This is a genomic window from Dokdonia sp. Asnod2-E02 (genome assembly GCF_045063915.1).
Taxonomy (GTDB): Bacteria; Bacteroidota; Bacteroidia; order Flavobacteriales; family Flavobacteriaceae; genus Dokdonia.
This window is the reverse complement of record NZ_JBEFNX010000005.1, coordinates 346,164-370,985: the sequence shown is the minus strand read 5'-3', so window position 1 is coordinate 370,985 and position 24,822 is coordinate 346,164. Positions and strand designations below refer to the sequence as shown.

The 24,822-nt window shown below is 37.2% G+C and carries 16 protein-coding genes; 8 read left to right on the top strand and 8 right to left on the bottom strand.

Features of this window, described 5'->3' with window-relative positions:
* Positions 1–49 precede the first annotated feature (49 nt).
* Entirely contained in the window at positions 50–553 is a 504-nt protein-coding gene (locus ACJJVM_RS01635; protein WP_405210578.1) for a hypothetical protein, read from the top strand.
* Here ACJJVM_RS01635 and rlmF read toward each other — a convergent pair whose 3' ends face one another.
* The 4 genes from rlmF to ACJJVM_RS01615 form a co-directional block, all read right to left on the bottom strand.
* Positions 554–1,402 (bottom strand): 23S rRNA (adenine(1618)-N(6))-methyltransferase RlmF, encoded by an 849-nt coding sequence (gene rlmF / locus ACJJVM_RS01630; protein ID WP_405210577.1) that lies wholly within the window; start codon positions 1,400–1,402, stop codon positions 554–556.
* A 122-nt stretch (positions 1,403–1,524) separates the two neighbouring features.
* Complete coding sequence (locus ACJJVM_RS01625) at positions 1,525–1,809, bottom strand: acetyltransferase (RefSeq protein ID WP_299149554.1); 285 nt, start codon at positions 1,807–1,809, stop codon at positions 1,525–1,527.
* Between the two features lies 1 nt (position 1,810).
* Positions 1,811–3,211 carry an exonuclease domain-containing protein gene (locus ACJJVM_RS01620; RefSeq protein ID WP_405210576.1) on the bottom strand — a complete coding sequence of 467 codons (1,401 nt, stop codon included), beginning with the start codon at positions 3,209–3,211 and terminating at the stop codon, positions 1,811–1,813.
* A 97-nt stretch (positions 3,212–3,308) separates the two neighbouring features.
* Positions 3,309–3,584, bottom strand: coding sequence for an EF-hand domain-containing protein (locus ACJJVM_RS01615; RefSeq protein WP_021779085.1), 276 nt, complete (start codon positions 3,582–3,584; stop codon positions 3,309–3,311).
* A 207-nt stretch (positions 3,585–3,791) separates the two neighbouring features.
* On the opposite strand from ACJJVM_RS01615, the gene ACJJVM_RS01610 reads away from it, so the two are divergent.
* The 7 genes from ACJJVM_RS01610 to mqo all read left to right on the top strand — a co-directional run bounded on the left by ACJJVM_RS01610 (position 3,792) and on the right by mqo (position 19,067).
* Complete coding sequence (locus ACJJVM_RS01610) at positions 3,792–4,892, top strand: alkene reductase (protein WP_405210575.1); 1,101 nt, start codon at positions 3,792–3,794, stop codon at positions 4,890–4,892.
* A 70-nt stretch (positions 4,893–4,962) separates the two neighbouring features.
* Positions 4,963–6,009: an NAD(P)-dependent alcohol dehydrogenase gene (locus ACJJVM_RS01605; RefSeq protein WP_405210574.1), complete on the top strand. Its 1,047-nt coding sequence runs from the start codon at positions 4,963–4,965 to the stop codon at positions 6,007–6,009.
* Between the two features lie 143 nt (positions 6,010–6,152).
* Positions 6,153–8,480 carry a choice-of-anchor L domain-containing protein gene (locus ACJJVM_RS01600; RefSeq protein ID WP_405210573.1) on the top strand — a complete coding sequence of 776 codons (2,328 nt, stop codon included), beginning with the start codon at positions 6,153–6,155 and terminating at the stop codon, positions 8,478–8,480.
* 154 nt (positions 8,481–8,634) lie between these two features.
* Positions 8,635–13,680: a translocation/assembly module TamB domain-containing protein gene (locus ACJJVM_RS01595; protein ID WP_405210572.1), complete on the top strand. Its 5,046-nt coding sequence runs from the start codon at positions 8,635–8,637 to the stop codon at positions 13,678–13,680.
* 4 nt (positions 13,681–13,684) lie between these two features.
* Positions 13,685–15,955 carry a BamA/TamA family outer membrane protein gene (locus ACJJVM_RS01590; RefSeq protein ID WP_405210571.1) on the top strand — a complete coding sequence of 757 codons (2,271 nt, stop codon included), beginning with the start codon at positions 13,685–13,687 and terminating at the stop codon, positions 15,953–15,955.
* Between the two features lie 52 nt (positions 15,956–16,007).
* On the top strand, positions 16,008–17,261 hold the full coding sequence (locus ACJJVM_RS01585) for an NAD(P)/FAD-dependent oxidoreductase (protein WP_405210570.1): 1,254 nt from the start codon (positions 16,008–16,010) through the stop codon (positions 17,259–17,261).
* Between the two features lie 321 nt (positions 17,262–17,582).
* Positions 17,583–19,067, top strand: a complete 1,485-nt coding sequence (mqo, locus tag ACJJVM_RS01580; RefSeq protein WP_405210569.1) for a malate dehydrogenase (quinone) — start codon at positions 17,583–17,585, stop codon at positions 19,065–19,067.
* 190 nt (positions 19,068–19,257) lie between these two features.
* Here mqo and ACJJVM_RS01575 read toward each other — a convergent pair whose 3' ends face one another.
* From ACJJVM_RS01575 to ACJJVM_RS01560, 4 genes are all read right to left on the bottom strand, one after another.
* Positions 19,258–19,845: a hypothetical protein gene (locus tag ACJJVM_RS01575; protein ID WP_405210568.1), complete on the bottom strand. Its 588-nt coding sequence runs from the start codon at positions 19,843–19,845 to the stop codon at positions 19,258–19,260.
* A gap of 226 nt (positions 19,846–20,071) precedes the next feature.
* Complete coding sequence (locus tag ACJJVM_RS01570) at positions 20,072–20,929, bottom strand: alpha/beta fold hydrolase (RefSeq protein ID WP_405210567.1); 858 nt, start codon at positions 20,927–20,929, stop codon at positions 20,072–20,074.
* 392 nt (positions 20,930–21,321) lie between these two features.
* A complete protein-coding gene (locus ACJJVM_RS01565) occupies positions 21,322–22,257 on the bottom strand; it encodes a hypothetical protein (RefSeq protein ID WP_405210566.1) in 936 nt (311 codons plus the stop codon).
* A gap of 524 nt (positions 22,258–22,781) precedes the next feature.
* A complete protein-coding gene (locus tag ACJJVM_RS01560) occupies positions 22,782–24,563 on the bottom strand; it encodes a DUF262 domain-containing protein (protein WP_405210565.1) in 1,782 nt (593 codons plus the stop codon).
* Positions 24,564–24,822: the final 259 nt, after the last annotated feature.

Here is a 24,822-nt window from a genome sequence, read left to right as displayed (position 1 = left end):
AGAAAGTCTAACGAAAGTATAGGATTCATTATAATTCTTATATTTATTAATGCAAAAATTAATAGTATGCTTGGTTATATTCTTATTTACAACTTCTTGTACAAATGAGAAATCTACTCCATTTAAGGTTTCTAGTAATATTAAAAAACTTATCGCGGGTGATAGTTTAAAGACTTGGAAACTTGCCAAAAGGTATAATGGTAAAACCCGTATGAATATGGGAGATTGCTTTTTACACTACAGGCAAAGCTTTTATAGCAATGGCACTGTAACAGACAATAATGCACAACACCCATCTTGTGGACCATCTTTATCTGGCACTTGGAGTGTCATAACAGATAGCCTAGGATATACTCATATTAGAATAACAAGTGTAAAACTCAAAGAGCTCCTTCATATAGACGAAGATTATAAGGATTTTAGAATCTTTTATGCTAGTAAAGATTCTTTACACCTATCATATACTCATAAACAATTTGGTAAAAAGCGAAGAATCTCAGATTATCTTGTGAGTGAAGAACTAAGCATACCTGACCGTAAGTTTCATCACTAATTACTCTTTAAAACGCCAAGCTAGAAATCTTGATTTCTTATTGCCCTGAGACATATCTACCGTTTTATGCTCTGCCTTAAGTTTTTCTAATTGCTTTCTTATTTTAGGCAAGTGCTCGCTTTTTGATACTAGGGTAGTAAACCAGCCTACTTGATCTTTAAAGTGTACACTTTCTTTTACCATACGTTTTATAAATAGTGCCTCACCACCGTTACACCACAACTCGTTAGATTGCCCTGCAAAGTTACGTTCAACCTCTTTGAGCTTTAGGTTTTTTGATTTTTCTTTAGTTGCCTTAAAAGCCTCTTTTTCTGAGCTATAAAAAGGAGGGTTACACATTGTAAAGTCATACTGCTCACCAGGAAGAATAGCACCTTCAAAAATTTGAGCTCTTTGTTGCTGGTATACAGCAGAGAGAAAACCTTTGAGGTGGGTGTTTTTTTCTAGTAATAAATTTGCGTTTTGTACGGCCTTTGGGTCTATATCGACACCTTTTATTTTCCAGTTAAATAATGATCCTCCTAGTAATGGATATATAAAGTTTGCACCAGTACCTACATCAAGGCCTTGCGCTTGCTTATCTGTATTAAGAAAGTCTTTAAGATATAAGATATAATCTGCACGACCAGGTATTGCAGGTGCCAGATATCCCTCTGGAATGTCATACCAGTTAAGAGAGTAATCATTTAGTAAGATGGCTCTGTTAAGCTCTAATACAGCTTTGGGATTAGAAAAATCTATGGTTTGAATACCTCTGTTAGTTTCAAGTATATGAGGTGCAAGCTCCTTATTTGCTTTACGTAATTGTTTAAAGAGGTAAGGACCTATATTCTTATTATCTGGGTGCATAAAATTGTATTTGAGCACAATAAGAATAATTAAGTATTTCCTTGTGCTTTTAAGAAGCACAAAACTACAACTAATGCTGGTATCACCCCTTACAATTCTTAGTAAATACGTCTTATGACTAGTTAAGCAAGTTTACCTCTGTATGCGAGAGATATCATATTATGAGACAATAGTGTGCTTTTATCATCCAGATAGGTAGACAAATAAGATATGACAAGAGCGCGTTGCTCTGTAGATAAGTTCTTATAAGCTGGCCGGGCAATACGTTTATCCCATTTTGTACCTACTACATTGTCTAGTGCAATGCGCAAGTAACAGTGGTTCTCAAAATTGAGCTCTGGATACTTTTGTGCTAGTGTATCAGGTAGCTGTAGGTAGTAGGTTTTATAATCTAATGTGGTGTTCATATCAGGCAGAAATAGCTAGGGGAATTATACTTGGGTTTTTATGTCTACGCAGGTAACTTCTCAAAATAACATCTGTGTGGTAGGTACTTTTCTTAAGATTAAGATATGAAGCCACTTCATCAAAATGACTAAGCTGCTCTGTCTCTGGCACAAAACCAAAACCTTTATAAACTCCTTTATCTATGTAGATAAAAGCCGTTTCATCTTCAGTACGGCCACGTTCTTTAATAAGATATGTTTCATTTTCTGAGTAATAAGCTGCTAGTGCTTGATGTACTCGCTCATTATAATCTGCGATGGCTTCTTCGTCATTACACACTCCTTTACAACCTTTAAGACGGTAATGTGAACACTGACCAAAAGTGGCTTGTAACCCACAATAACGGGCGCATAGGTGATACGTTTCACAAAGTTCCATTAAACGCTCTGTGGCTTTTGCTTTCGTATAAACTTTATCTGTTGCACTTGCACGATACTTAGACTTTGCAACCGCTAGCTGTAGTATTCCTTTCCTATTTTCATAAGAAACAATGGCATAGGTGCTCACAGGTATTTTTTGCGCTCTATTAAATTTTGGAAAATACTGTTCTATATATTCAGACTCAAGTAGTAGTGCGCAAAGCTCATTACCTGTTACTTCATAATCTATTTGATATGTTTCTTGACCTAGGAGATATTCCTTATTCTTTTTATCATAAAAATGCGATAATACGCGCTTCTTGATATTAATTGCTTTCCCTACATAAATGATTTTACCGGCACGGTCTTTAAATAAATAAATACCTGCCGTTTCTGGAAGCTCTTGAATAATACGTGAAGGTAGGTGAGGAGGTAATGTAGCCTCTTTAGACCGTACATTTAGAAATGCGTTCATAACCTTTTTGCCCTCATCTAGATCTAGTAACCTTTTAAAAAGAATAACAGTAGCATCTGTATCACCTTCTGCTCGGTGTCTGTTATTAAGAGGGATCCCTATTGACGCACAGAGATTACCTAGGGAGTAACTAAATAAATTAGGAATAAGCTTGCGCGAAAGACGTACCGTGCACAACTTTTTACGCACAAATGAAACTCCAAGTCTTTTAAACTCTCCTTTAATCACATTAAAGTCAAAGTTGACATTGTGAGCTACAAAAATGGCACCCTCTGTAATTTCCAAAACGCGCTGAGCGATCTCTTCAAAGAGGGGTGCATCTTCTACCATTGCATCATCTATACCAGTAAGATTAGTAATAAATGGTGGAATGTATTGCTCAGGATTTACAAGCGATGTAAACTTGTCTATTATTTCTCCATCCTTAAGACGTACGGCGCAAAACTCGGTAATGCGATTACCGTTTATTCCTTTACCCGTGGTCTCAACGTCTATAATACAATGATATGTAGGTGCTAACTCAGTCATAATTGAGTAACAAAACTACACTTTATTTTTGACTATTAGGAATTATTCCTAAAAAATGGAATAAAATATGCGCTCTATTGGACAAAATGTGAACTCATTAGTCTTTATCTTTAATTTCATCAAGTGCTGCCTTAAATTCTTCCCAGCTCACATTATCATTTCCATCTTTGCTATACCCATCTATTAAGGCATTTGCCACGATAGATCTTATAAATCCGCTTATTTCAGCTTTTTTTAGAAGGGTCTTGATTTCGCTTTTAGAGAGTGTGCCATTTCCATCTTTATCAAAAAATGCAAAAGCCTGCTCAGGGCTATCAAATTCTTGAGTTATGAGGATTTGCAGTTTATTGAGGATCATATCTTTGGTAGCCATAACTGTATTATTTTAAATTATATATCTGTTTTTCTATGCTTGTCGCATTTTAAAAATACATAATCTATTGTCTATTGCTCGGCTTAAATAGTGAGAGTTTCCATTTTCACGAAAGTGAAATTCTTTGTGAAACCCTTTATTTTCATTTAACAACGCATTAACGGAGAAGCACGTTGAGACGCTCTAAATTTGTTAAAAAAAGAAACTATGGATATTAATAACCAACTATTATCTCCTCTTAGCAATAGTCGTCTAGAGCTTAAAAATAAAGTAGTAATGGCACCTCTCACAAGGTCTAGAGCTACGCAAGAACATATACCTACAGCAATAATGTCACTCTATTACGGGCAGCGCGCTGGTGCTGGATTAATAATCACAGAAGGAACAGCTCCTTCACCTAATGGTGTAGGCTACGCACGCATACCAGGTATATATAATAGTGACCAAGTAGAAGCTTGGAAACCTGCAACAGAGGCCGTTCATAATAAAGGTGGTAAGATCTTTATGCAACTTATGCATACGGGTAGAATCTCGCATCCAGATAATATGCCAGAAGGGGCAAAAATACTTGCACCATCTGCCATACAACCAGAAGATACAAAAATGTATGTGGATGGTAAGGGCGAGTTAGAAATCCCAGAGCCTGCTGCGATGACTCAAGAAGACATTAATACCGTGGTTGAGGAATATGTACAAGCGGCAAAAAATGCTATTGAAGCTGGTTTTGACGGAGTAGAGGTACACAGCGCAAACGGCTATTTATTGGATCAATTTGTAAACGCAGGTACAAATAAAAGAACAGACAATTACGGAGGCTCTGCCGAAAACAGAAGCAGATTAACACTAGAAGTCACTGCACAAGTTATTGAGGCTATAGGAAAAGATAAAGTAGGTATACGCTTATCTCCTAATGGGGCGATGAATGATTTAGGACCTTTTGAAGGGCAAGAAGAGACGTTTGATTATCTATCAAAAGAGCTAGAAAAACTAGATGTAGTTTATATACACCTTGTAAATCACGGCTCTATGGGAGCGCCAGCTTTACCAGATGACATACGTACTAATATACGTGGCAATTATAACGGTATACTTCTCTTAAGTGGAGGATATGATGCTCAAAGCGCAAATAAAGCCTTAGAAGATAATAAAGGTAATCTTGTTGCCTTTGGCCGTAAATTTATTGCAAATCCAGATTTGGTAACGCGATTTAAAAAAGATGCATCCCTTAATGAACCACATCAAGATACATTTTATACTCCGGGTAAAGAAGGATACACAGATTACCCAACGCTAGAAGAAAGTAAGTAACCCCTAAGAGTGGTTATAATTACGCTTTCGCGAAAGCAAAAACACTAACTAATTAGTTTAAAAAATTATTATGACAGAAGTAAAAGCATACGGTGCTCAAGATAAAGAGGCAGATTTAAAGGAAATGACAATAGAACGTCGTGACACCTTACCTACAGATGTAAAAATTAAAATAACCTATTGTGGCGTTTGTCACAGTGACATACACACTGTGCGCAGTGACTGGGGACCTTCTATGTACCCTGTAGTACCTGGTCACGAGATTGTAGGTGAAGTAATAGAAGTAGGAGACGAGGTTTCAAAATTTAAAAAAGGAGACCTAGTAGGCGTAGGATGTCTAGTAGATTCTTGCCAGGAGTGCTCATCTTGTGAGAGCGATCTAGAGCAATTTTGCCTCAACGGCGCTACGTGGACGTATAACAGTAAAGACAAGCACACAGATGGTCACACCTTTGGAGGGTATTCTCAAGAGGTAGTGGTTGATCAAAATTTTGTACTTAACATTCCAAAAAACCTAGACACAAAAGCAGTAGCACCACTATTATGTGCAGGTATTACAACCTTCTCTCCATTACATCACTGGGGTGTAAAAGAAGGAATGAAAGTAGGGGTTGTAGGTCTAGGAGGTTTAGGTCATATGGGACTTAAATTTTCTCACGCAATGGGAGCAGAGACAGTAATGATTACAACTTCTGAAGGAAAGGCAGAAGATGCAAGGAGACTAGGCGCAGATGATGTACTTATATCAAAAGATAAAGACGCTATGAAAGCTCATAAAGGGTCTTTTGATTTTATTCTTAATACCGTGCCTGTAAGCCACGACATTAATCCATACCTGGAGCTGCTAGCGATAGATGGCACAATGTGTATGGTAGGAGCCATAGAGCCGCTACCAGATGTGCACGGTGGTAACCTCATCTCTGGTCGTAAAAGTGTAGCTGGATCTCTTATAGGAGGCATAAAAGAAACTCAAGAAATGCTTGATTTTTGTGGTGAGCACAATATTGTAAGTGATATTGAGATGATAGATATGTCTAGCATTAACGAGGCTTATGAGCGTGTACAAAACAACGATGTGAAATACCGATTTGTAATCGATATGGAATCATTGAGTTAAAATCATATTACAATTAAAAAAAGCGAACTTTTAAGTTCGCTTTTTTTATGACCCTAGGTTTAAGATCCATCTTTCTGTTATTAGTAAGTTCATTGCAATATAAAAGCAGTAGTAATTACATTTGTAACATCCATAAACTACTAATGCGGCACTTTATAGTTTTTTGTTTTCTTATAATATCTAATAGTCTCATAGCACAAAACGTGGTGGTAGATAGTCAAACATATACTCCACAGCAATTAATAGAAGATATTCTCATAGATAGTAACTGTATCTCAAACATACAGGTCACAAACGTTGTAGGAGGAGATTTTGGAGGTCAGGAGAAGAGCTATGGCTACTTTAATGCAAACGATAGTGACTTCCCTCTTCAAGAAGGGATTGTTTTAAGTACCGGAAGATTGCAGAATGTGCAAGGCCCTAACACGAGTCTCAGTGATGATGATGCTCCAGACTGGCTAGGAGATACAGATCTTGAGTTTGTACTTGATGAGCAAAATACGACTAACGCAACTATACTAGAGTTTACTTTTCAATCTACAGCCTCAGAGGTACGCTTTAGATATGTATTTGCCTCAGAAGAGTATCAAGAAGGTAATCCTAACACTTGTAATTTTTCAGATTTATTTGGGTTTCTTATTAGAGAAGAAGGAGAGCAAGGATATGAAAATATTGCCTTAGTTCCAGACACAACTACCCCTGTAAAGGTTACAACCGTACATCCAGAAATACCTAATGGCTGTCCTGCCATAAACGAGTTTTACTTTGAAAGCTTTAATGGTAACACAGCACCCATTAACTTTAATGGGCAAACCAAAGTAATTGAAGCAAAAGCAATTATACAGCCTAATGTAAACTATCAAGTTAAGCTAGTAATAGCAGATGAGCAAAACTTTAGATTTGACTCTGCTGTCTTTTTAGAGGCGGGAAGTTTTCAGTTAGGCACAGATTTAGGTCCAGACAGAACCGTAGCCGGGGGAAATCCCATTTGCGGTGCAGGAGAAACCACACTTGTAGTAAATGAACCTCTGGCAACAGCATTTATGTGGCAACGTGACGGTATACCACTATCAGAAACTTCTAATGAACTTACGGTTAACCAAGATGGATTCTATACTGTAGAGATTACGCTTGATAATGGTTGCGAAGCCTTTGGAGAAGTCACAATAGAGTTTGCTCAGAACCCTACCGTTTCTAATAGTACGTTACAACAGTGTGATGCAAATGGAGACGGCTTATCGCAGTATAACTTATTTGACGCATTAGATGACGTAACTGTAAACGATAGTAGCCTCGTCATAACAGGATTTTATTACAGCCTTACAGATGCCGAAAGTGAAGTAAATGTAATTGCAAATCCTAATACATTTCAAAACACACAAGTAAATCAGGTTGTATACGCACGTGTTGCATCACAATTAGGATGTAGTGCTCTTGCTAGCGTACAACTTACTACGGGCAATAGTACGCTAGTTTTGGATTCATTAGAAGTGTGCGACACAGATGGTTTTATAGATGGTATTACAGAGATTGATTTAAGCACGCTCTCATCACAGGTACAAGACCAAGTGCCTGCAGGAGCAACCATAAGCTTTTATGAGAACGAGGAGGCTGCATTTAATCAGCAAGGGGAAATCACTACTTCATTTACTAACACAGAGGCTTTTAATCAAACCATTTATATCCGTGTTAATGATAATGGGCAGTGCCTGTCTATCACAACGGCAGATATAGTTATTCTGTCTCCACCAGTAATGGCCGATGATGAATTGCGTTTTTATTGTATAAATAACTTTCCTGAAACTATAACGCTTAGTGCGGGAGTAATAAGCAATACTGCTGGTTTACAGTATGCCTGGCAACATAATGGCACGCTACTTATAGACAACACATCAACTATTGCGATTAATGAACCCGGGAACTATCTCGTAACCGCTGTAGGAGCTAATGGCTGTGAGTCGTCAAGAAGTATTAATGTAACTCCATCAAGTACAGCAACTATAACTAATGTTTCGGTTGTAGACGGAGGAGAAAACAATACCGTAACGATCACTGCAGAAGGTAGTGGCGTTTATGAGTATGCCTTGGGAAGTATTTTAGGTCCCTATCAAGAAGAATCTACCTTTCAAAACGTACCCGCTGGTTTATATAACGTATTTATACGCGATCTTAATGGTTGTGGTATTGTTACTCAAGAGATATCCGTCATAGGTTTTCCTACCTATTTCACACCTAATGGTGATGGTATAAATGACACTTGGAAGCTTGAAGGCGCTCGTCAAGACCTCACCACTACGGTCAGGTTTATCATATTTGACCGCTTTGGGAAGAAACTGTATCAATCACGTGCAATGGGTAGTGGATGGAACGGGAAGTACAAAGGGGCTACGCTTCCGCGAAATGACTACTGGTATCTTGTAGAGCTGCAGGATGGTCGTATCTTTCGAGGTCACTTCTCTTTACTGAGGTAAGATAAATAGATTCACGCTTTCGCGAAAGCGCAATAAAAACACTCAAAAAACAGCTTTATAGTGTCATAGATGGCGTTTTAACAATACTTTACAGCGGCAAATTATGTTAAAATGAGCAAACGGCGTTAATTTGTTAAAAAATTGAAGCCCTCTGGTGACAAACCCTGAAAACAAAGCGCCACAAACACAAAAACCTAAACGAAAATTTAGGTGGCTACGCATTCTGGCTCGCACGTTATTTGTTCTTCTTGTACTTATGATACTCTTGCTTTTATTCATAAGAAGTGAGTGGGGACAAAACATTGTTGTTTCTAAAGCAGTGAGTTATTTTTCTGAAAAAACGCAAACTAAAATTGAGCTTGAAAGGGCTTTTATAACCTTTGACGGAGATGTTGCTATAGAAGGCCTATATCTCGAAGATAAGCAAGGCGACACGCTTGTATACAGTAGGTCTCTAGAGGCAGATATCCCTTTGTGGCCCATTATAAATGGTACTGGTATAGGCATAGAGAATGCACAATGGGAAGGTGTACGAGCAAATATTATTAGAAAAAATACGATAAGCGGATTCAACTTTGACTTTATTGCAGCTGCTTTTGCAACTCCACCATCTCAACAAACAGATACAACTAGCACGGCACCAATGGATCTTATTATAGGTGATCTAGACCTCAAAGATTTTGATGTAGTGTATAACGATGTTGTTACAGGTATAGATAGTAGGTACACTTTTAAAGAGCTACGCATATCACCAGATACAGTAAACCTGGACGAGATGAGATTTACTGCCAGTGAGGGATATATAGAAAATGCTCAAATTAAGGTTAATCAGGTACCAGTACCATCAGACCCAAATGCCGAAGAAATACCACTGCCATACCTAGCTTTTAACAAGCTTACCCTAAAAGACGTAAGCGGAAACTATACAGGTGAGGAGGTAGGCGTGTCTTTTGATTTTGACTTTAAAGAGCTCGAAACAAGTATTCCCAAAGCAGATTTTAACAGCTTTGTCATTGCTATAAATGACATTGTAATAAATGATAGCGCGATAGGTATTGATATGTCTAGTACTACTACCGCATCACAAGTACCTATTGAATCTAGCAATTCCCCATTTCCAGACTATAATATTACAGTAGATAAGGCTAGCGTGACTAATACGAGTATACGATATACCGTAAATGGTGCGGTAGCTACAAAAGGTGTCTTTAATCCTGAAGCGGTGTTTCTCTCTAATGTGAATCTAGAAAGTACAGACACTTATCTAAAAGATTTTGTGGCGGGTGGTAATGTAAAAAGTCTGTCAGGAAGAGAAGTCTCTGGTATAAATGTCAAATCAGTTTCTACAAATTTTCTTGTTTCTGAAACAGATTTACAGCTTGAAAATATGAATGCGGCTATCAACTCAAACACACTGAGAGGAGATATCGTGATGAGTTACCCTTCGCTAGATAAGATAGCGACACAACCAGAAAATGTGCAATTAGACCTTAACATTACAGACGTAAAGGTAGCGCTAGGTGATTTATTTCTATTTCAACCATCTCTAAGAACTAACACGTATTTACAGACAGTAAGTAAAAATCGCATTGCTGGGGCAATAACGGCATCAGGCACGCTAGCAGATTTGACGGTTCCTAATCTTGCTTTAAGTTGGTCTAACACTGATTTAAAGGCAAATGGTAACCTTAAGAATATAAATGATATAGAGAGTCTATATTTTAATCTGCCTAACATTAATGCTTCTACTAGTAAGAACGACATATCAAAATTTATAGCAACAGATTCTTTAAGTATTAATCTGCCGCAAGACTTAAAGCTAGTAGCTGCCGCAAAAGGTACCCTTACAGACATTACGACTACTGCAAGGCTTACGACTACACAAGGTCTCGCAACCATAGATGGTACTTTTAAGAATGATAATACTATTGCTTTTAACACCACACTGGCAATAGAAGAGTACAACCTAGGTGAGCTTCTTCAAAACAATAGCTTAGGGAACCTCAATCTCACACTCAAGGGACAGGGCTCGGGCACTTCATTAAACACGCTTGATGCAAATGTAGAAGCTACTGTAGCATCGTTTTTATACAATGACTATGCTATAAAAGACCTAACGATTACTAGTAAAATAAAAGATGGTGAGGGTGCTATTACATCAAGCTACAAAGACAGTAATCTTAATACAAACCTTACAGGCTTCGTTGTGCTAGACACAATTGCAACTGCAGCTAGTATTAATCTTGATGTCATAGGAGCAGACTTACAAGCTCTAGGACTAATGCAACGTGATGTACGGACAGGTTTTAAACTAACCAGTACCTTTAAAGGCACTATAGCGAGTTATGATGTAACAGCAGTAATGGATGATGGAGTGATCGTTTATGACGACCGTACGTATTTAATAGGTAATCTAGAAGGGTCTGCGCGTGTACGTCCAGATAGTACTTCTGTACAATTTGACAACAAGATATTGAACCTTGATTTAAGATCTAATGCTGACCCAGCGAGGATAGCAACTGCTTTACAAAATCACGTAAACAGTTATTTTTACAGAGATGCTATTATAAAAGATACCATTACAAACCCAGTAAATGTTGTACTTAAAGGGAAGGTGAGACAATCACCCTTACTCAATGAGGTTTTTCTAGTAAATATGAAGGATCTAGACACGATTGCTGTTGACCTTGATTTTAGTGAGGCTACCCGTAAATTAGATGCCTCGATAAAAGCACCACACATTAATTATGCAGGTAATGAGCTGGATAGCCTCTCATTTAGTATGAACACAGACCGAGATGCATTTACCTTTGATTTAGGTTTTGACGGCTTAACTGCAGGGCCTATCGCTATACAAGAAACACGTATAAAGGGTAATCAAATTAACAATGAGCTTTCACTAGATTTTCTTGCCTATGCAAATGATGACAAACTCATACAAGTACAGTCAGACATTACAGGGAGTAGGGAGCGATTACGTTTTCACGTAAGTGAAGACAGTCTTATTTTTAATAAAAAAGATTGGAAAACTCCGTCGAGTAATGAAGTTCTTATTACAGATGGAAAATTGGCTTTTAATGATTTTCGCTTTACGCGAAAATTGCAATCTGTCGAATTTACAGACAAACTTCCTACACTTGAAAAGAATCACATAGCTATCGATTTTCAGAATTTTAAAATAAGTGAGTTTCTGGCTTATCTTAATCCAGATGAAAAACTTGCAAGCGGTAGTCTCAATGGTGACTTTGTGGTAGAAGAGCCCTTTGGTGACATAGGTTTTCTGGCAGATATTTATGTTGAGCAGCTACGAGTACTAGAAGAAGACCTAGGTATTTTAGAACTTACAGGTAGATCAATAAATGGCAATAAATACGACTTTAATCTAGCTGTTTCTGAAGGGGTGGCAGATCTAGAACTTACCGGAGACTACATTGCAGATATAGATGGCGCTACCATTAATATGGATCTAGACATTAATGAACTCAAAATGGAAGCCTTAGATGGTTTTTCTCTAGGCGAGCTTAATGATGGTTCCGGAACTCTCAATGGTAATTTTAAAATGAATGGTAAGCTGGTAGATCTTGAGTATCAAGGTTTCTTGCGTTTTAATAATGCCGCGTTTACAGTAACTAAGCTCAATGCACCATTTACTTTACTTAAAGAAACTGTTTCTATAGACAATGAAGGTATCTCAATGTCAAATTTTACCATACGTGATGCAAAAGAAAACAAACTAACAGTTGACGGACTTGTAGGTACAGAGCGTTTTATAAACCCAACGTTTGATTTAAAAGTGGTTGCAAATGACTTTCAAGCCCTTAATGCCGAAAAAGGCGATAACGACTTTGTATACGGGACAGCGGTTTTTGACGCTACTGCCTCCATCACCGGTGATTTACAAATCCCCATAATAGATCTTGACGCTACAGTGGGCGGTAGTACAGATATCACCTACATTATGCCTACAGCAGCGGCAAACATAGAGTCTAGTGATGGTATTGTAGTGTTTGTTAATAGAGAAAATCCAGACGCCATTCTCACACGCACCGAAGAAGAAACGGGAACAATTACAGGTTTTGATATAAAATCACTGCTTAAAGTAAATAGAGATGCACAAGTAACCATACTTATAGATGAAGAGACAGGTGATAATCTAAAGGTAAATGGTGATGCAGATTTAAATTTCACACTACAACCCAATGGGCGTATGAATCTAACAGGGGTGTACGACGTGGCTGGTGGGCAATATGAGATGAACTTATATAACCTAGTTAACCGCACATTTACGCTTGACCCAAGCAGCCGAGTATCTTGGTCTGGAGATCCTTTTGACGCAAAACTTGATGTGCGTGCCGTATATTCGGTTGATGCTTCTGCGGCGCCACTTATGGCTATTACAAGCACTAGTGATGATCCCGCAGCCCAGTCACAATACAGGCAACAATTGCCGTTTTTAGTTTACCTAAACATAGACGGGGACCTACTTAGTCCAGAGATAAACTTTGCTTTAGACCTGCCAGAAGATGAGCAAGGAGCACTAGGAGGTGAGGTATATAGTCGCGTACAACAAGTTAATCAACAAACTGGAGAGTTAAACAGACAGGTCTTTTCACTCTTAGTACTCAATAGATTTTATCCTGACTCTAACTCAGATGGGAGTCAGGGAGGGTTTGCTAGTATTGCTAGAGATAACCTTAATGATGCCTTGTCTGACCAGCTTAATATTTTTTCTGATAAATTATTAGGCAACACAGGATTCCAGTTAGATTTTGGACTCGATACGTTTACAGATTATCAAGGAACAACTCCACAAGAACGCACGCAGCTGGACATTGCTGCACAGCGTAAGTTCTTTAACGATAAACTTACCGTACGTGTGGGGAGTAGTGTAGACGTGGCGGGCGAGAGTGCAAGTGGCGATGCCACACCGCTTATAGGTAATGTAAGTCTAGAGTATGAACTTACTGAAGATGGACAGTACCGTCTCAAAGGCTTTAGACGTAGTGAGTTTGAAAACGTGATAGATGGACAGACCATTGTAAGTGGGATCTCGCTCATATTCCAGCAAGAGTTTAATAAATTTAGTCAGTTGTGGAGTGCTATTTTGAGAAAGAAGCAACAACAACTCCTTCAAGAAGAAGAGCAAAAGGAAGAACCCAAACCTTCCCTGGAAAATAGAAAAACTAATAAGATAGATTAAGCACGTGCAGTACCGTAAATTAATACACATAGTCCTTTTCATAGTAAGTATCACGCTCTGCTCGTGTAGTGTAGAAAAGTATATACCTGAGGGAGAACGATTATATACGGGTGGTGAGGTTATAATTACCTCAGATAGTACTATAGTTAATCAAAATTTACTCAAGGCAGAGCTAGAAAGTGTTTTAAGACCTTCTCCTAACACTAAAGTCTTGGGAATGTATCCTAATCTAAGTGTACACTACAAAGCACAGCGAGAAAATCCCGGAGTGATAAATAAATGGCTCAATAAAAAAATAGGAGAGGAGCCCGTTTACCAGTCAGATGTAGAGGAGTTTGAGGTAGAGGCATTATTAAGAAACAGACTTGAGAACCGTGGCTTCTTTTATAGTGATGTGAGTTCTCGCTTTCGCGAAAGCGAAACAAAGAAAAGAGCTTCTATAGCATATACGGTTAAGGTGCCTACACCATACCGTATGGAGACCTATCAGCTCGACACACTCTCGCCGCCTATTTATAGAGAGATGATAAGTACGGTTAAGAGTTCGCCATTCAAAAAGGGAATGCGATATGACCTCTCAAATCTAAAACAAGAGCGCGACCGCATAGACTACAAGCTTAAGAGAAAGGGGTATTACAACTTTAACCCATCGTTTCTCATTTTTGAGATTGACACAAATCAATATAAGAACAAGCGTTTTGATATGTTCTTAAAGATTAAAAAAGATGTTCCTAACAAGGTCATTGTGCCTTACAAAGTGCAAAAAATTAATGTGTATCCTAACTATGAGCTAAAGGATACCTTACAGCAAAATATAGTCCGCTACGATAGTCTCAATATGATACAAAACGAGACCTATTTTAAACCTAAATATCTTGCGCCATACATCACACTTAAAGAAGGATCGCTTTATAATCCAGATATCTCACGCAACACAGCCAGACGATTATCTACCATAGGGGCTTATAAATTTGTAAATATCCAGTATGGAGAAGTAGACAGCCTGCGCACAGATAGCTTAGGGATTCTAGAGGCAAACATATACTTATCACCTCTTAATAAAAGAGCCATAAGAGCAGAGATACAAGCAGTCACAAAGTCTAATAATTTTGCTGGGCCCGGCCTGGCACTTACCTACAGCAATCGAAACCTCTTTAAAGGGGGAGAAGTACTAAACATTACGGGCTCTGCAGGTTATGAAGTGCAAGTAGGTGGTGGCGAGTCTTTGAGCAGTATTGAGCTGGGACTTGCAAGTGAGCTTGTATTCCCTAGAGTGATTTTCCCAATTAAGATTAATACAGATTTCTTTAAATACAACATTCCAAAAACGGTCACTGCGCTAGGTTTTGATTATTTAAACAGGTCAAAGCTATACACGCTTCTCTCTGGTAACGCAGGCTTTGGCTACACTTGGGATGCAAATAAATATGTGACGCATAAAATAAACCCTATCTCATTAAGCTACACGAGATTGTCTAATACTACTGAGGCCTTTGACGAGATACTTGAAGAAAACCCATTTTTAGAACAGAGTTTTGAGCAGCAATTTATCGCCGGTCTCACCTATAGTTTTACCTACAATGGGATGGTAGATACTAGTGATACACACCAAATATTTCTTAATACAAATGTTGAGATTGCTGGTAACACGGTAAGTCTACTTGGTCAAGAAAATGAGGATACCGAAAACAACACCTTTTTAGGACTAGAGTATGCACAGTTTGCAAAGATAGATGCAGATTTTAGGTATCATTTTAACTTTGGTAAGGAGCAAAAAATTGCCACTCGTTTATTTGCTGGTTATGGGTATGCATACGGCAACTCAGAGATATTACCTTTTGTAAAACAATATTATGCAGGCGGTCCATACAGCGTGCGAGCGTTCAGAATACGGTCTTTAGGGCCTGGTACGTCAACAGGTAACTCTGAGAGTGGGAGCTTTTTTGACCAGATAGGTAACATACGCTTAGAGGCAAATGCAGAGTATAGATTTCCTATCTTTAATTACCTTAAAGGAGCCTTTTTTGTAGATGCGGGTAATATCTGGAATAGCGTTGAGAACGAAGATCTGCCGGGCAAAGATAAGTTTACCTCAGATTTTATAAAAGAGCTTGGTATAGGTGGTGGTTTTGGACTACGTGTAGATGTACAAGGCTTTGTAATACGTTTTGATCTCGCTGCTCCCTTCCACGATCCATCGCTTGCAGAGGGAGAACGCTGGGATTTCAAATTTGATGAGCCTATCTTTAATTTTGCTATAGGCTATCCTTTTTAAATAATTTACGCTTTCGCGAAAGCAAAAAAATAACACTCATACTACTTCATATATGAACAATTCTACTCATAAAATACACATTATAGGCGCCGGAATAAGTGGCCTCATTGCTGCCATACAATTGGAACAGAAGGGATATGCACCCACCATTATAGAAGCTACAGATCGTGCTGGTGGTCGTGTAAAGACAGATGTTGTAAACGGTTACCAGCTAGATCACGGTTTTCAAGTGCTACTAGACGCATACCCAAAAGCAAAGGAGTATCTAGATTATAAGGCCTTAGAACTACAATCTTTCTTACCAGGCGCTACCATATTTAAAAACCGCAAATCTCAATCTATAGGCGACCCTACACGCAGTATCAAGATGCTTATACCTACAATGACCTCATCTGTAGGTACACTAGGTGACAAGGTTAAGGTGCTTAAGCTTAATAAAGATTTAAAAAACAAATCTATAGAAGAGATTTTTAATACTCCAGAGAGCTCTACGTTAGTTTACCTGCGCAAGAGAGGCTTTAGCCAGGCGATGATTACAGATTTCTTTAAGCCGTTTTTCAGTGGTATTTTCTTAGAGACAGCGCTTAGCACCTCAAGCCGTATGTTTGAGTTTGTGTATAAAATGTTTGGAGAAGGGATGGCTACTGTGCCAAAAGCCGGAATAGAAGCAATACCTAAACAACTCTCTTCACAGCTCAAAAACACCACTTTTATGTTTAATACGAGTGTAGCAAGTGTAAAAGATAACACCATTACCCTCACAAACGGAACCTCCCTAGAGAGCGATTATACCATTATAGCTACAGAGGCTAGCCAGTTTATAGCAAACCTAAGAGGCCAAGAGACTCCCTGGAAGTCTTGTGTAAACTTATATTATGAAGTGGAAGCAGTAGGGAAGAAGCAACCCTTAATCCAACTTGTAGCAGATGAGAATACGAGAATCAATAACCTCTTCTATGTAGATGGGCTAGAAACTGCAACTACTGGAGCAAAAAATCTACTCTCTGTAACCGTAGTAGACGATCAAGATTTATCTGAAAAAGCACTTGTTGCAACCGTTACTTCAGAGCTTGCAACTTACTGTAATATCACAGATGTTACTTTCTTAAAAGCATATGTGATTCCGCGAGCTTTACCTAAACTTGACAATTTACGTATGGATTGTGAAGCGTCTGAAACGCAACTTAAAGACACGATTTTTCTTGCTGGAGACCATCTTCTTAACGGCTCTCTTAACGCCGCAATGATCTCTGGAGAAAGAGCTGCTCAAGCTGTCATAGAAAAAATAGAAGGACTGCTACAGTAGTGCATAATTTGTCTAAAACTCCCACTATAGACATTGTTTATAGTGGGAGTTTTAGATTAAACATATTTATTCTAAACACTTATAATCAAATACTTATAGGATTTATATAAAGTTTTTATTTAATACTAAATATGTGCTTTATAGAGAAACTCTATTACTCTCAAAATAGTGATTTTAAGTTAAAATTTAACGTATAAGAGATGTCTATACTGGGTTTTTGAGGCCAGTTTAGCAACATAGCAGGTTATATATTTTATTAATAAATGAGGGTTCAAATTGTAAGTTTAGATTTCGATACCTTTATACCATAAACCCTTTTTTATGAACAGAGAAATTCCAAAAAATCATTACGACCTCATTTGTGTAGGTGGTGGAATTATGAGTGCAAATCTTGCACTTATGGCAAAGATGCTCAAGCCAGATTTAAGCATTTTAATTTTAGAACGTCTAGGTGATGTTGCTCAAGAAAGTTCGGCCGCTTGGAATAATGCAGGTACGGGTCACTCCGCACTTTGTGAACTCAATTATTGCCCAGAGCAAGAAGATGGTTCTGTCTCCATAAAAAAGGCCATAGAGATCTGTAAGCAATTTGAAATTACAAAACAGTTCTGGGCACATCTCGTAGAAAAAGGATTTATAGAGGACCCTCAGCGCTTTTTAAAACCCATACCACATCATAGTTGGGTAACAGGAGAGGAGAACGTCACGTTTCTTAAAAAGCGTTTTGAAGCCTTTAAAGAGAACTTTATGTTTGACACCATAGAGTATACAGATCAAATAAGTAAGATGAGGGACTGGTTCCCGCTTATAATGCACGATCGCACAGAAGATGAGGTAATGGCTGGATCACGTATAGATCGTGGCACAGAGGTTAACTTTGGCGTACTTACTAAGCGTTTATATGAAATACTAGCAACAACGTTTGACACACCCGTACACTTTCACAAAGAGGTAGAAGATCTTGACCCGTTAGACAATGGTAACTGGACTGCAATTACAAAAGATCTTAAAACAGGTAAGAAACAATCTATAGAGGCAGACCATATTTTTATAGGTGCAGGTGGCGGCGCGTTGTTACTACTTGAGACCGTAGAGATAGAGGAGAAGGATGGTTTTGGCGGTTTTCCTGTGAGTGGTGGCTGGCTGGTTTGTAAAAACAAAGAGCTTATAGAGCAACACAATGCAAAAGTATATAGCAAAGCGGGAGAAGGCGCGCCACCTATGAGTATGCCGCACCTAGACACTCGCTACGTAGATGGTGAGAAGCAACTTATGTTTGGCCCTTTTGCTGGTTTTAGTCCCAAGTTTTTAAAGCAGGGGTCTAATCTAGATCTCGTAAAAAGTGTCAATTTTAATAATATTCCTTCTATGCTAGGTGCTTTCTGGCATAATCTAGATCTTACAAAATATCTCATAGGCCAGGTCACTATGACCTTTGATGACCGTATGAACGAGCTACGTAATTTTATAAAAGATGCAAAAAACGAAGACTGGCGTATAGAAGTTGCCGGCCAGCGTGTACAAACCATAAAACGAGATGAGTTTAAAGGTGGTAAACTAGAATTTGGAACTCAAATCGTAAGTGGTTCTGACGGTAAAATCACTTGTTTACTTGGTGCATCTCCAGGAGCATCTACCGCGCCCAAAATAATGCTAGACGTACTAGAGCAAGCCTTCCCAGAGATAATGAACTCCCCAGAAGGAAAGAAAAAACTTAAAGAAATTGTACCCAGCTACAAGGAAGAAATCACCAAAGAGCATTTTAATAAAGAATTACAGCGCACCACGGCTATTCTTAACTTATAAGTTTAATGACTAAGTATACAACTACCTTTTGTAAAGCTTATTTTGTCGTGAACTGCGAGCCCTTGGGCAATCAGCCACCACATTCTCGGCGATTAGTAGTTGCGGGTTTACTTGCGAGGATTATCCGCAGGAAAATCAGACGTTACAAACACGCAACTACGTTTGATTAAGCACTAAGCCGCAATTATTTTCATAAGGAGTTAGGCACAGTTATTTTATCTATTTGAGTATTCATTATTTGTCTCATTAGTATGAACGAAAACTTCACACCTTCCTTTTCCGAAATAATGTTTTTTAAATAAATTTTTGATTCAGTTTCATATTTATACGGAAATTCAATACTTAAATATGTCATTTCTTTCTTTTCTTCTTCCCAAAATCTATATTTAATCTCTTTATGACCTTGGTATTTATTTAAAAATTTGTCAATCGTTAAACCTTTCCTATACCAATTCACAAGTGATTTGGTTATAAATACTTCGTCCCAAGATGCGTAAAAAGGAAAATGAGAAACTACATTTCGGACAAATTTGAATAGTTCACTACCTATTTCAGATTCCATTGGTGGTCGAGCAGTTTTTAAATGCTCAATTACTTGTTTTATGGGTTCGTAATTTAATAGTTCTGCATATATAGAAAATGCTTGTTTGATTTTCGAAAATCTTTCCCATTTATCTTTTTTCCAAAAATTGTCATCAAAAACTTCAGCATACAAATCTAAAAATCGATTATAAGCTAAAGTTAAAAATTCGGTTTCTGCTTTATTCGGTCGTTCCAATGTTTTTTTTCTAATTGTGCCTAACAGACCACTACACAAAGCGAATACGGCTCCCGATAGCCATCGGGATTGCTTGTGTGCCTGTTTTTTGTTTTTAAATTGATTGTTTAAATATACGAGTATTTGAGAAAGAGTACGCTTTCGCGAAAGCGTAAAATCAGGAAGACGCTATGATGAAAAATTTTAGATTAAAAAAGGTTTAGAAGCTCTGTAGAGCCTTGTCTAGTTATTCATTTTCATTCAACCAATTTGTGGCTAGACTCCATAATTCTTTTTTTCTCTTACTAAAGAATTTCATATGTCCAATATCTTTGTAACCGTAGTCTGCAGGAGATAAAGTCAATATGGTTGATTTGATATGAGGATGCACGCTAATCATATCTTCAACATTTGCATAATTTGCAATGTCATCATCCTTTGCGTGAACCCAAAGTGTATTAAGGTCTAACTCGTTGTATAGGTGTTCTGTTATTTTAGTGTCTAAATCTACTTTTACATACCCTTTTCCGTTACACCACTTAGTCCACTCCTTTCCCACATTTTTAGGGAGCGGTTCTCCCATACCTACCCATTGTGATTTTGTATGTCCAAAAAAGAGATTACTTACTGGAATGTAAAAATTGAGCCAAAAAGAAGATTTTAGTTTAAACGGGTATGTTGCATTTTGTAAACTCCCTGATGAACTGCCAAAGTTGAACATTGACTTTATTTCTCGAGCATTTTTCATTAGTCCTACTAATTGCCCACCAGCACTGTGTCCTATAAGATGATAATCAGTATTAGGGATTTCGGCTTTAAGATATTCTAGTGCTGCTGTCATATCTAGTTTTCCCCAGTTAGTAAGCGATGCATTTGAAGAGTTTATGTTATCACCCTTAGACTCACCAATTCCTCTATTATCAAAAGTCAAAGTAGCAAATCCATTTTCGGCAAGATAATATGCAAATGAGGCATAAAACTCCTTTTTAATTCCCGTAGCGGGTGCAATCATTACAGCAGATGAGATCTTTTGTGGCTTAAATAACTTTCCAGATAGTTTAAAACCATCTTCACATTCTATTGTGATTTTTAATTCTTCTATCAATGTAGGTCTTGTTTAATTATACACAACAGGCCACTGCATAATCGAGTACGACTGCCGATAGCCATCGGGACCGCCAGTTTACCTGGGTGGTTGTTTTTAATTGATTCTCTAAATATACAAGTATTTAAGAAAGATGACGCTTTCGCGAAAGCTTAAAATCAAGAAGACATTGCGATGAGAATTATAGAATGAAATTAGCTTAAAAGCCTGTGCTGAGTTCTGTAGAAGTAGGCTTGTTTTTAACTCAGTTCTTTGTTATAAGCTGGTCTTTTTTCCAGTTTTATAGTATTCTTTCTTCGCTTTTTTCTGTTTATAATAAGCAACAAATATCAATGATAATGGGAAAAATAATATTATCAAAATCCACTTAAATATGTTCAAAATCAAATTCATTATCCAAATATTGAGTAAATAAAAATCAAATTGACGATTAATGTTAATCCGATTGTAACAAACATTGTCTGTTTAGAAATCTTAAAAATATCTCTAACTCCATCTTTACAGTTTAGAAATAAAAATCCGCCATAAAATAATAAGGTCATTATGTACACAGCTGGCGAAACTCTTGGAAAAATATTTTCGAGTGCTGGAATGTCAAAAGGTTGTCTTCTTAAATTCATAAAGAGCAATACAATTGCATTAAATGCAGAATAGGTCAAAAATATTGAGAGTAAAATCCACCCAACTTTATTGCTTTTCCAAAATAGAATTACTGCTATCGGAAGTATAATTATCGGGAAAAAGTATTCTACCATACTCAAATCCCAATCTGAAATCCCTTCGTGAAATATAATTTGAAACATTCCGAATTGTTGGTAAAGTCGATAGACTGCTAAACAACCAAAAATTAGAATTGTCAATCTTATAATTTTTTCAGGTGTTTGAATTCCGTTTTGAATTGGGTTTATAGTCTCAAATAGAGTGGAAGTACTCTTTTTTATTCTTTTCTCACGCTCTTTTCTTTTCTCAATTTCACGCTTTTTAGCATTCTCTTTTTCGGCTATATTGGATTTAGCTTGATTTAAATCGTGCTCGGTAAGTTGTCGGCTTTCTATTTCCGTTTTGGCTGTCTCGACTGCAATTGGATTATATTTTTCCGATTCCGCAACAATTTTTAAAAGTTCACTATTTGACAGCTTTTGGTATAATTCAGTAAATTCGGTCATTAAGTACGAATGTTTTTCTTGGCTTGCTTGTAACAGGCCACTACATAAAGTGAGTGTGGCATACTTCGACAAGCTCAGTACAAGCTTTGCTGGAGTGCCTGTTTTTTGTTTTTTAATTAATTTTTTAAATATACACTTATTTGTGAATCTGTCGTCGCGCATAGAGCTTTCAAACCTGCCACTGACGAGTGAGGAACGAAGAAGATGAAGGCATAAATTCGCGTTATGTAATAGTTCTTGCATCCGCCGAGAGAGGAACGACCGAGAGGAAGGCACAAGGTGGCGGCTGATTGAGTAGGGTGGGAGCTTTAAAATCCTAGCGGATTTGCTCTATGATCTATCTGTGCTAGATCCTTGATTATAGCTCTTACAATCGTTCTTAAACCGATTTTGAAGCGTAGCCATACGATTGCGGAAATTACCAAGTATGCAACTGCCTTTTGTGAAGCTTATTTTTTCGTGAACTGCGAGCCCTTGGGCAATCAGCCGCCACGGTCTTGTATATGAAACGTAGCGTGTAAAAGACGCTGACTTTTCGGATTAAACACGAGCCAAATTTTTAAATTTTTCTTTTTATCTTTATTTTACTAAAAGCCAAATTTAAAAATTTGGCGGTCTTTGCAAATACACACAAACCTTTCGGAAAGCCTGTAATAGATATGTTTTATATACGTTGTTAGCCCACGTTATTTATCTTCCGCTAACACACTTTCTCTCGTATCAATCACTTCAAATTTAATTCCGTTTAGTCTTGACCTTAATTGCTCAATTATTAAATCAATTCTTTGTTCGATAAATAAGTCCAATGCGTTTTCTGGCATTTCGGGCAAACTTGACCATTCCAATATTTGTTCAGGAATTAAATGTGATTCAATAGCTTTTGGAAAATCAGGATTTGTTTCATAATCACAGATATAATCTAATGGATTTTTATTGCTAATCTCCAAATTTGTAATTTGAGTTAAATATGCAATATTCATTAATGAATTATTGTTAATGATATTAGCTCCTGGATTTTTAGCGATATAATCTGTCGGGAAAATATGGTGTAAATTTGGTTTGTCTGTTGAGAAAAAGAAATTTTCTGCAATTACATTTCTATCTGTAAATTTCCAATCTTTCGGTTGATTAGTTGCATAAAGTGCAAGTATTGCTCTTGAATAAACACCTTTTGAACTATATGAAGCATTTCTCAAAGCGTCACGGTCTATTAAGAAACGTTCAAATTGATATTCTTCTTTATTTTTCTCTTGGTTTAAAAATGCGATATGGTTTTTAATATCTGTGGTATTGCTTAATAGGTCGTCTCTGTGTAAACTATTAAACCAAAAGTATTTTTTAAGAAAATCGTAGTTTGGATTACTGTTTTGATAAAAGTAATTCGATATTGTCAAATAGAAATATCTGTATGGAATAAGCTGTGGACCTTTTAAATTTAGCGTGTTCTCAAAGAAGTCAAATGTCTTTAAAATTGCTTTTTTTGAATCTGTCCAAATTGTTTCTATTTGTTCAGTTTTTATATCATTTAAATATCTAGGTGTAATATTCACAATTCCCGAGTTTTCTATGTTTTCTCGAATTAGAATTGATAAAATTTGTAAATAGTCAAAATCACTTAATTGTAGAAATCTGCTGTTGTTGATTTCACGAAAACCGTCTATTAAATCTCTTAAATAAAAACCGTTTTCAGAGTCCGATTTTGGTCTAAATGTTTTGGCAACAACAATATCAAAAATATCTAATGGTTTACCTGCTTGGTTTATTCGCTCAAATATTTGGCACACTTCTGAAACTTGAATTCCTTTTAGTTCAATAAATGAAAGTCTATAATTATCAAGAACTTGTTTAATTCGACCAAGTTCTTCAATATATTGGTGGTCAAAGTTTAAGTCAATTTCTGGATGTTTAATAACTGTTTTTTGAATGTCATTATATTTCTCTTTTATGTCAATCAGTTTTAAAATCAGTCCTTCGTCAAACTTTTTTTTCTTGCTTATATTCCTTTTGAAAGTTCCTTTTTTATCATCTATTTCGTCCCAATACAGAAATCGTTTTTTGTAACTTTCATCATCTGTGTCATCAGAACTTTCTACTGTAATATCTACATAAAGTGCTGGGTCAAAATCTTCTCTTCCCTCAATTTTCCCACCATAAAGTGAAGTCAGTAGAGAAGTGGTTCTTTGTTGTCCGTCTAATAAGTATTGATATTCAGTTCGGTTGAAATTATCGTTAACAATTTTGTGCCCTCCAATTTCTCTGTGATTTTGAAGTTTTAAATCAGTTTTCCAAACAAGAATACTACCTAAAGGATAGAATTTGTAAATGCTGTCCCAAAGTTTTTTTACGTTTTCTTTTTCCCAAACTACGTCTCTTTGAAAAGTAGGTATTTGATAATCTTGATTTTTTAATTCGTCAAGGTAAGTTGTTATTCCTTTGTCAGTTGGTTTAATTCTATCTGTAAAGTTCATTTAGTTTTTCGGTGTTTCTTTAATGTGGGCTAACAGGCCACTACATAAAGCGAGTGCGGCATTTTGCTGGTGTGCCTGTTTTTTGTTTTTTAATTGATTGTTTAAATATACACTTATTTGTGAATCTGTCGCCGCGCATAGAGCTTTCAAACCTGCCTCCGACGAGCGTAGCGAGAGGAAGGCACAAAGTAGCGACTGATTGAGTAGGGTAGGAGCTTTAAAATCCTAGCGGGTTTGCTCTATGGTAACTCTGTGGCAG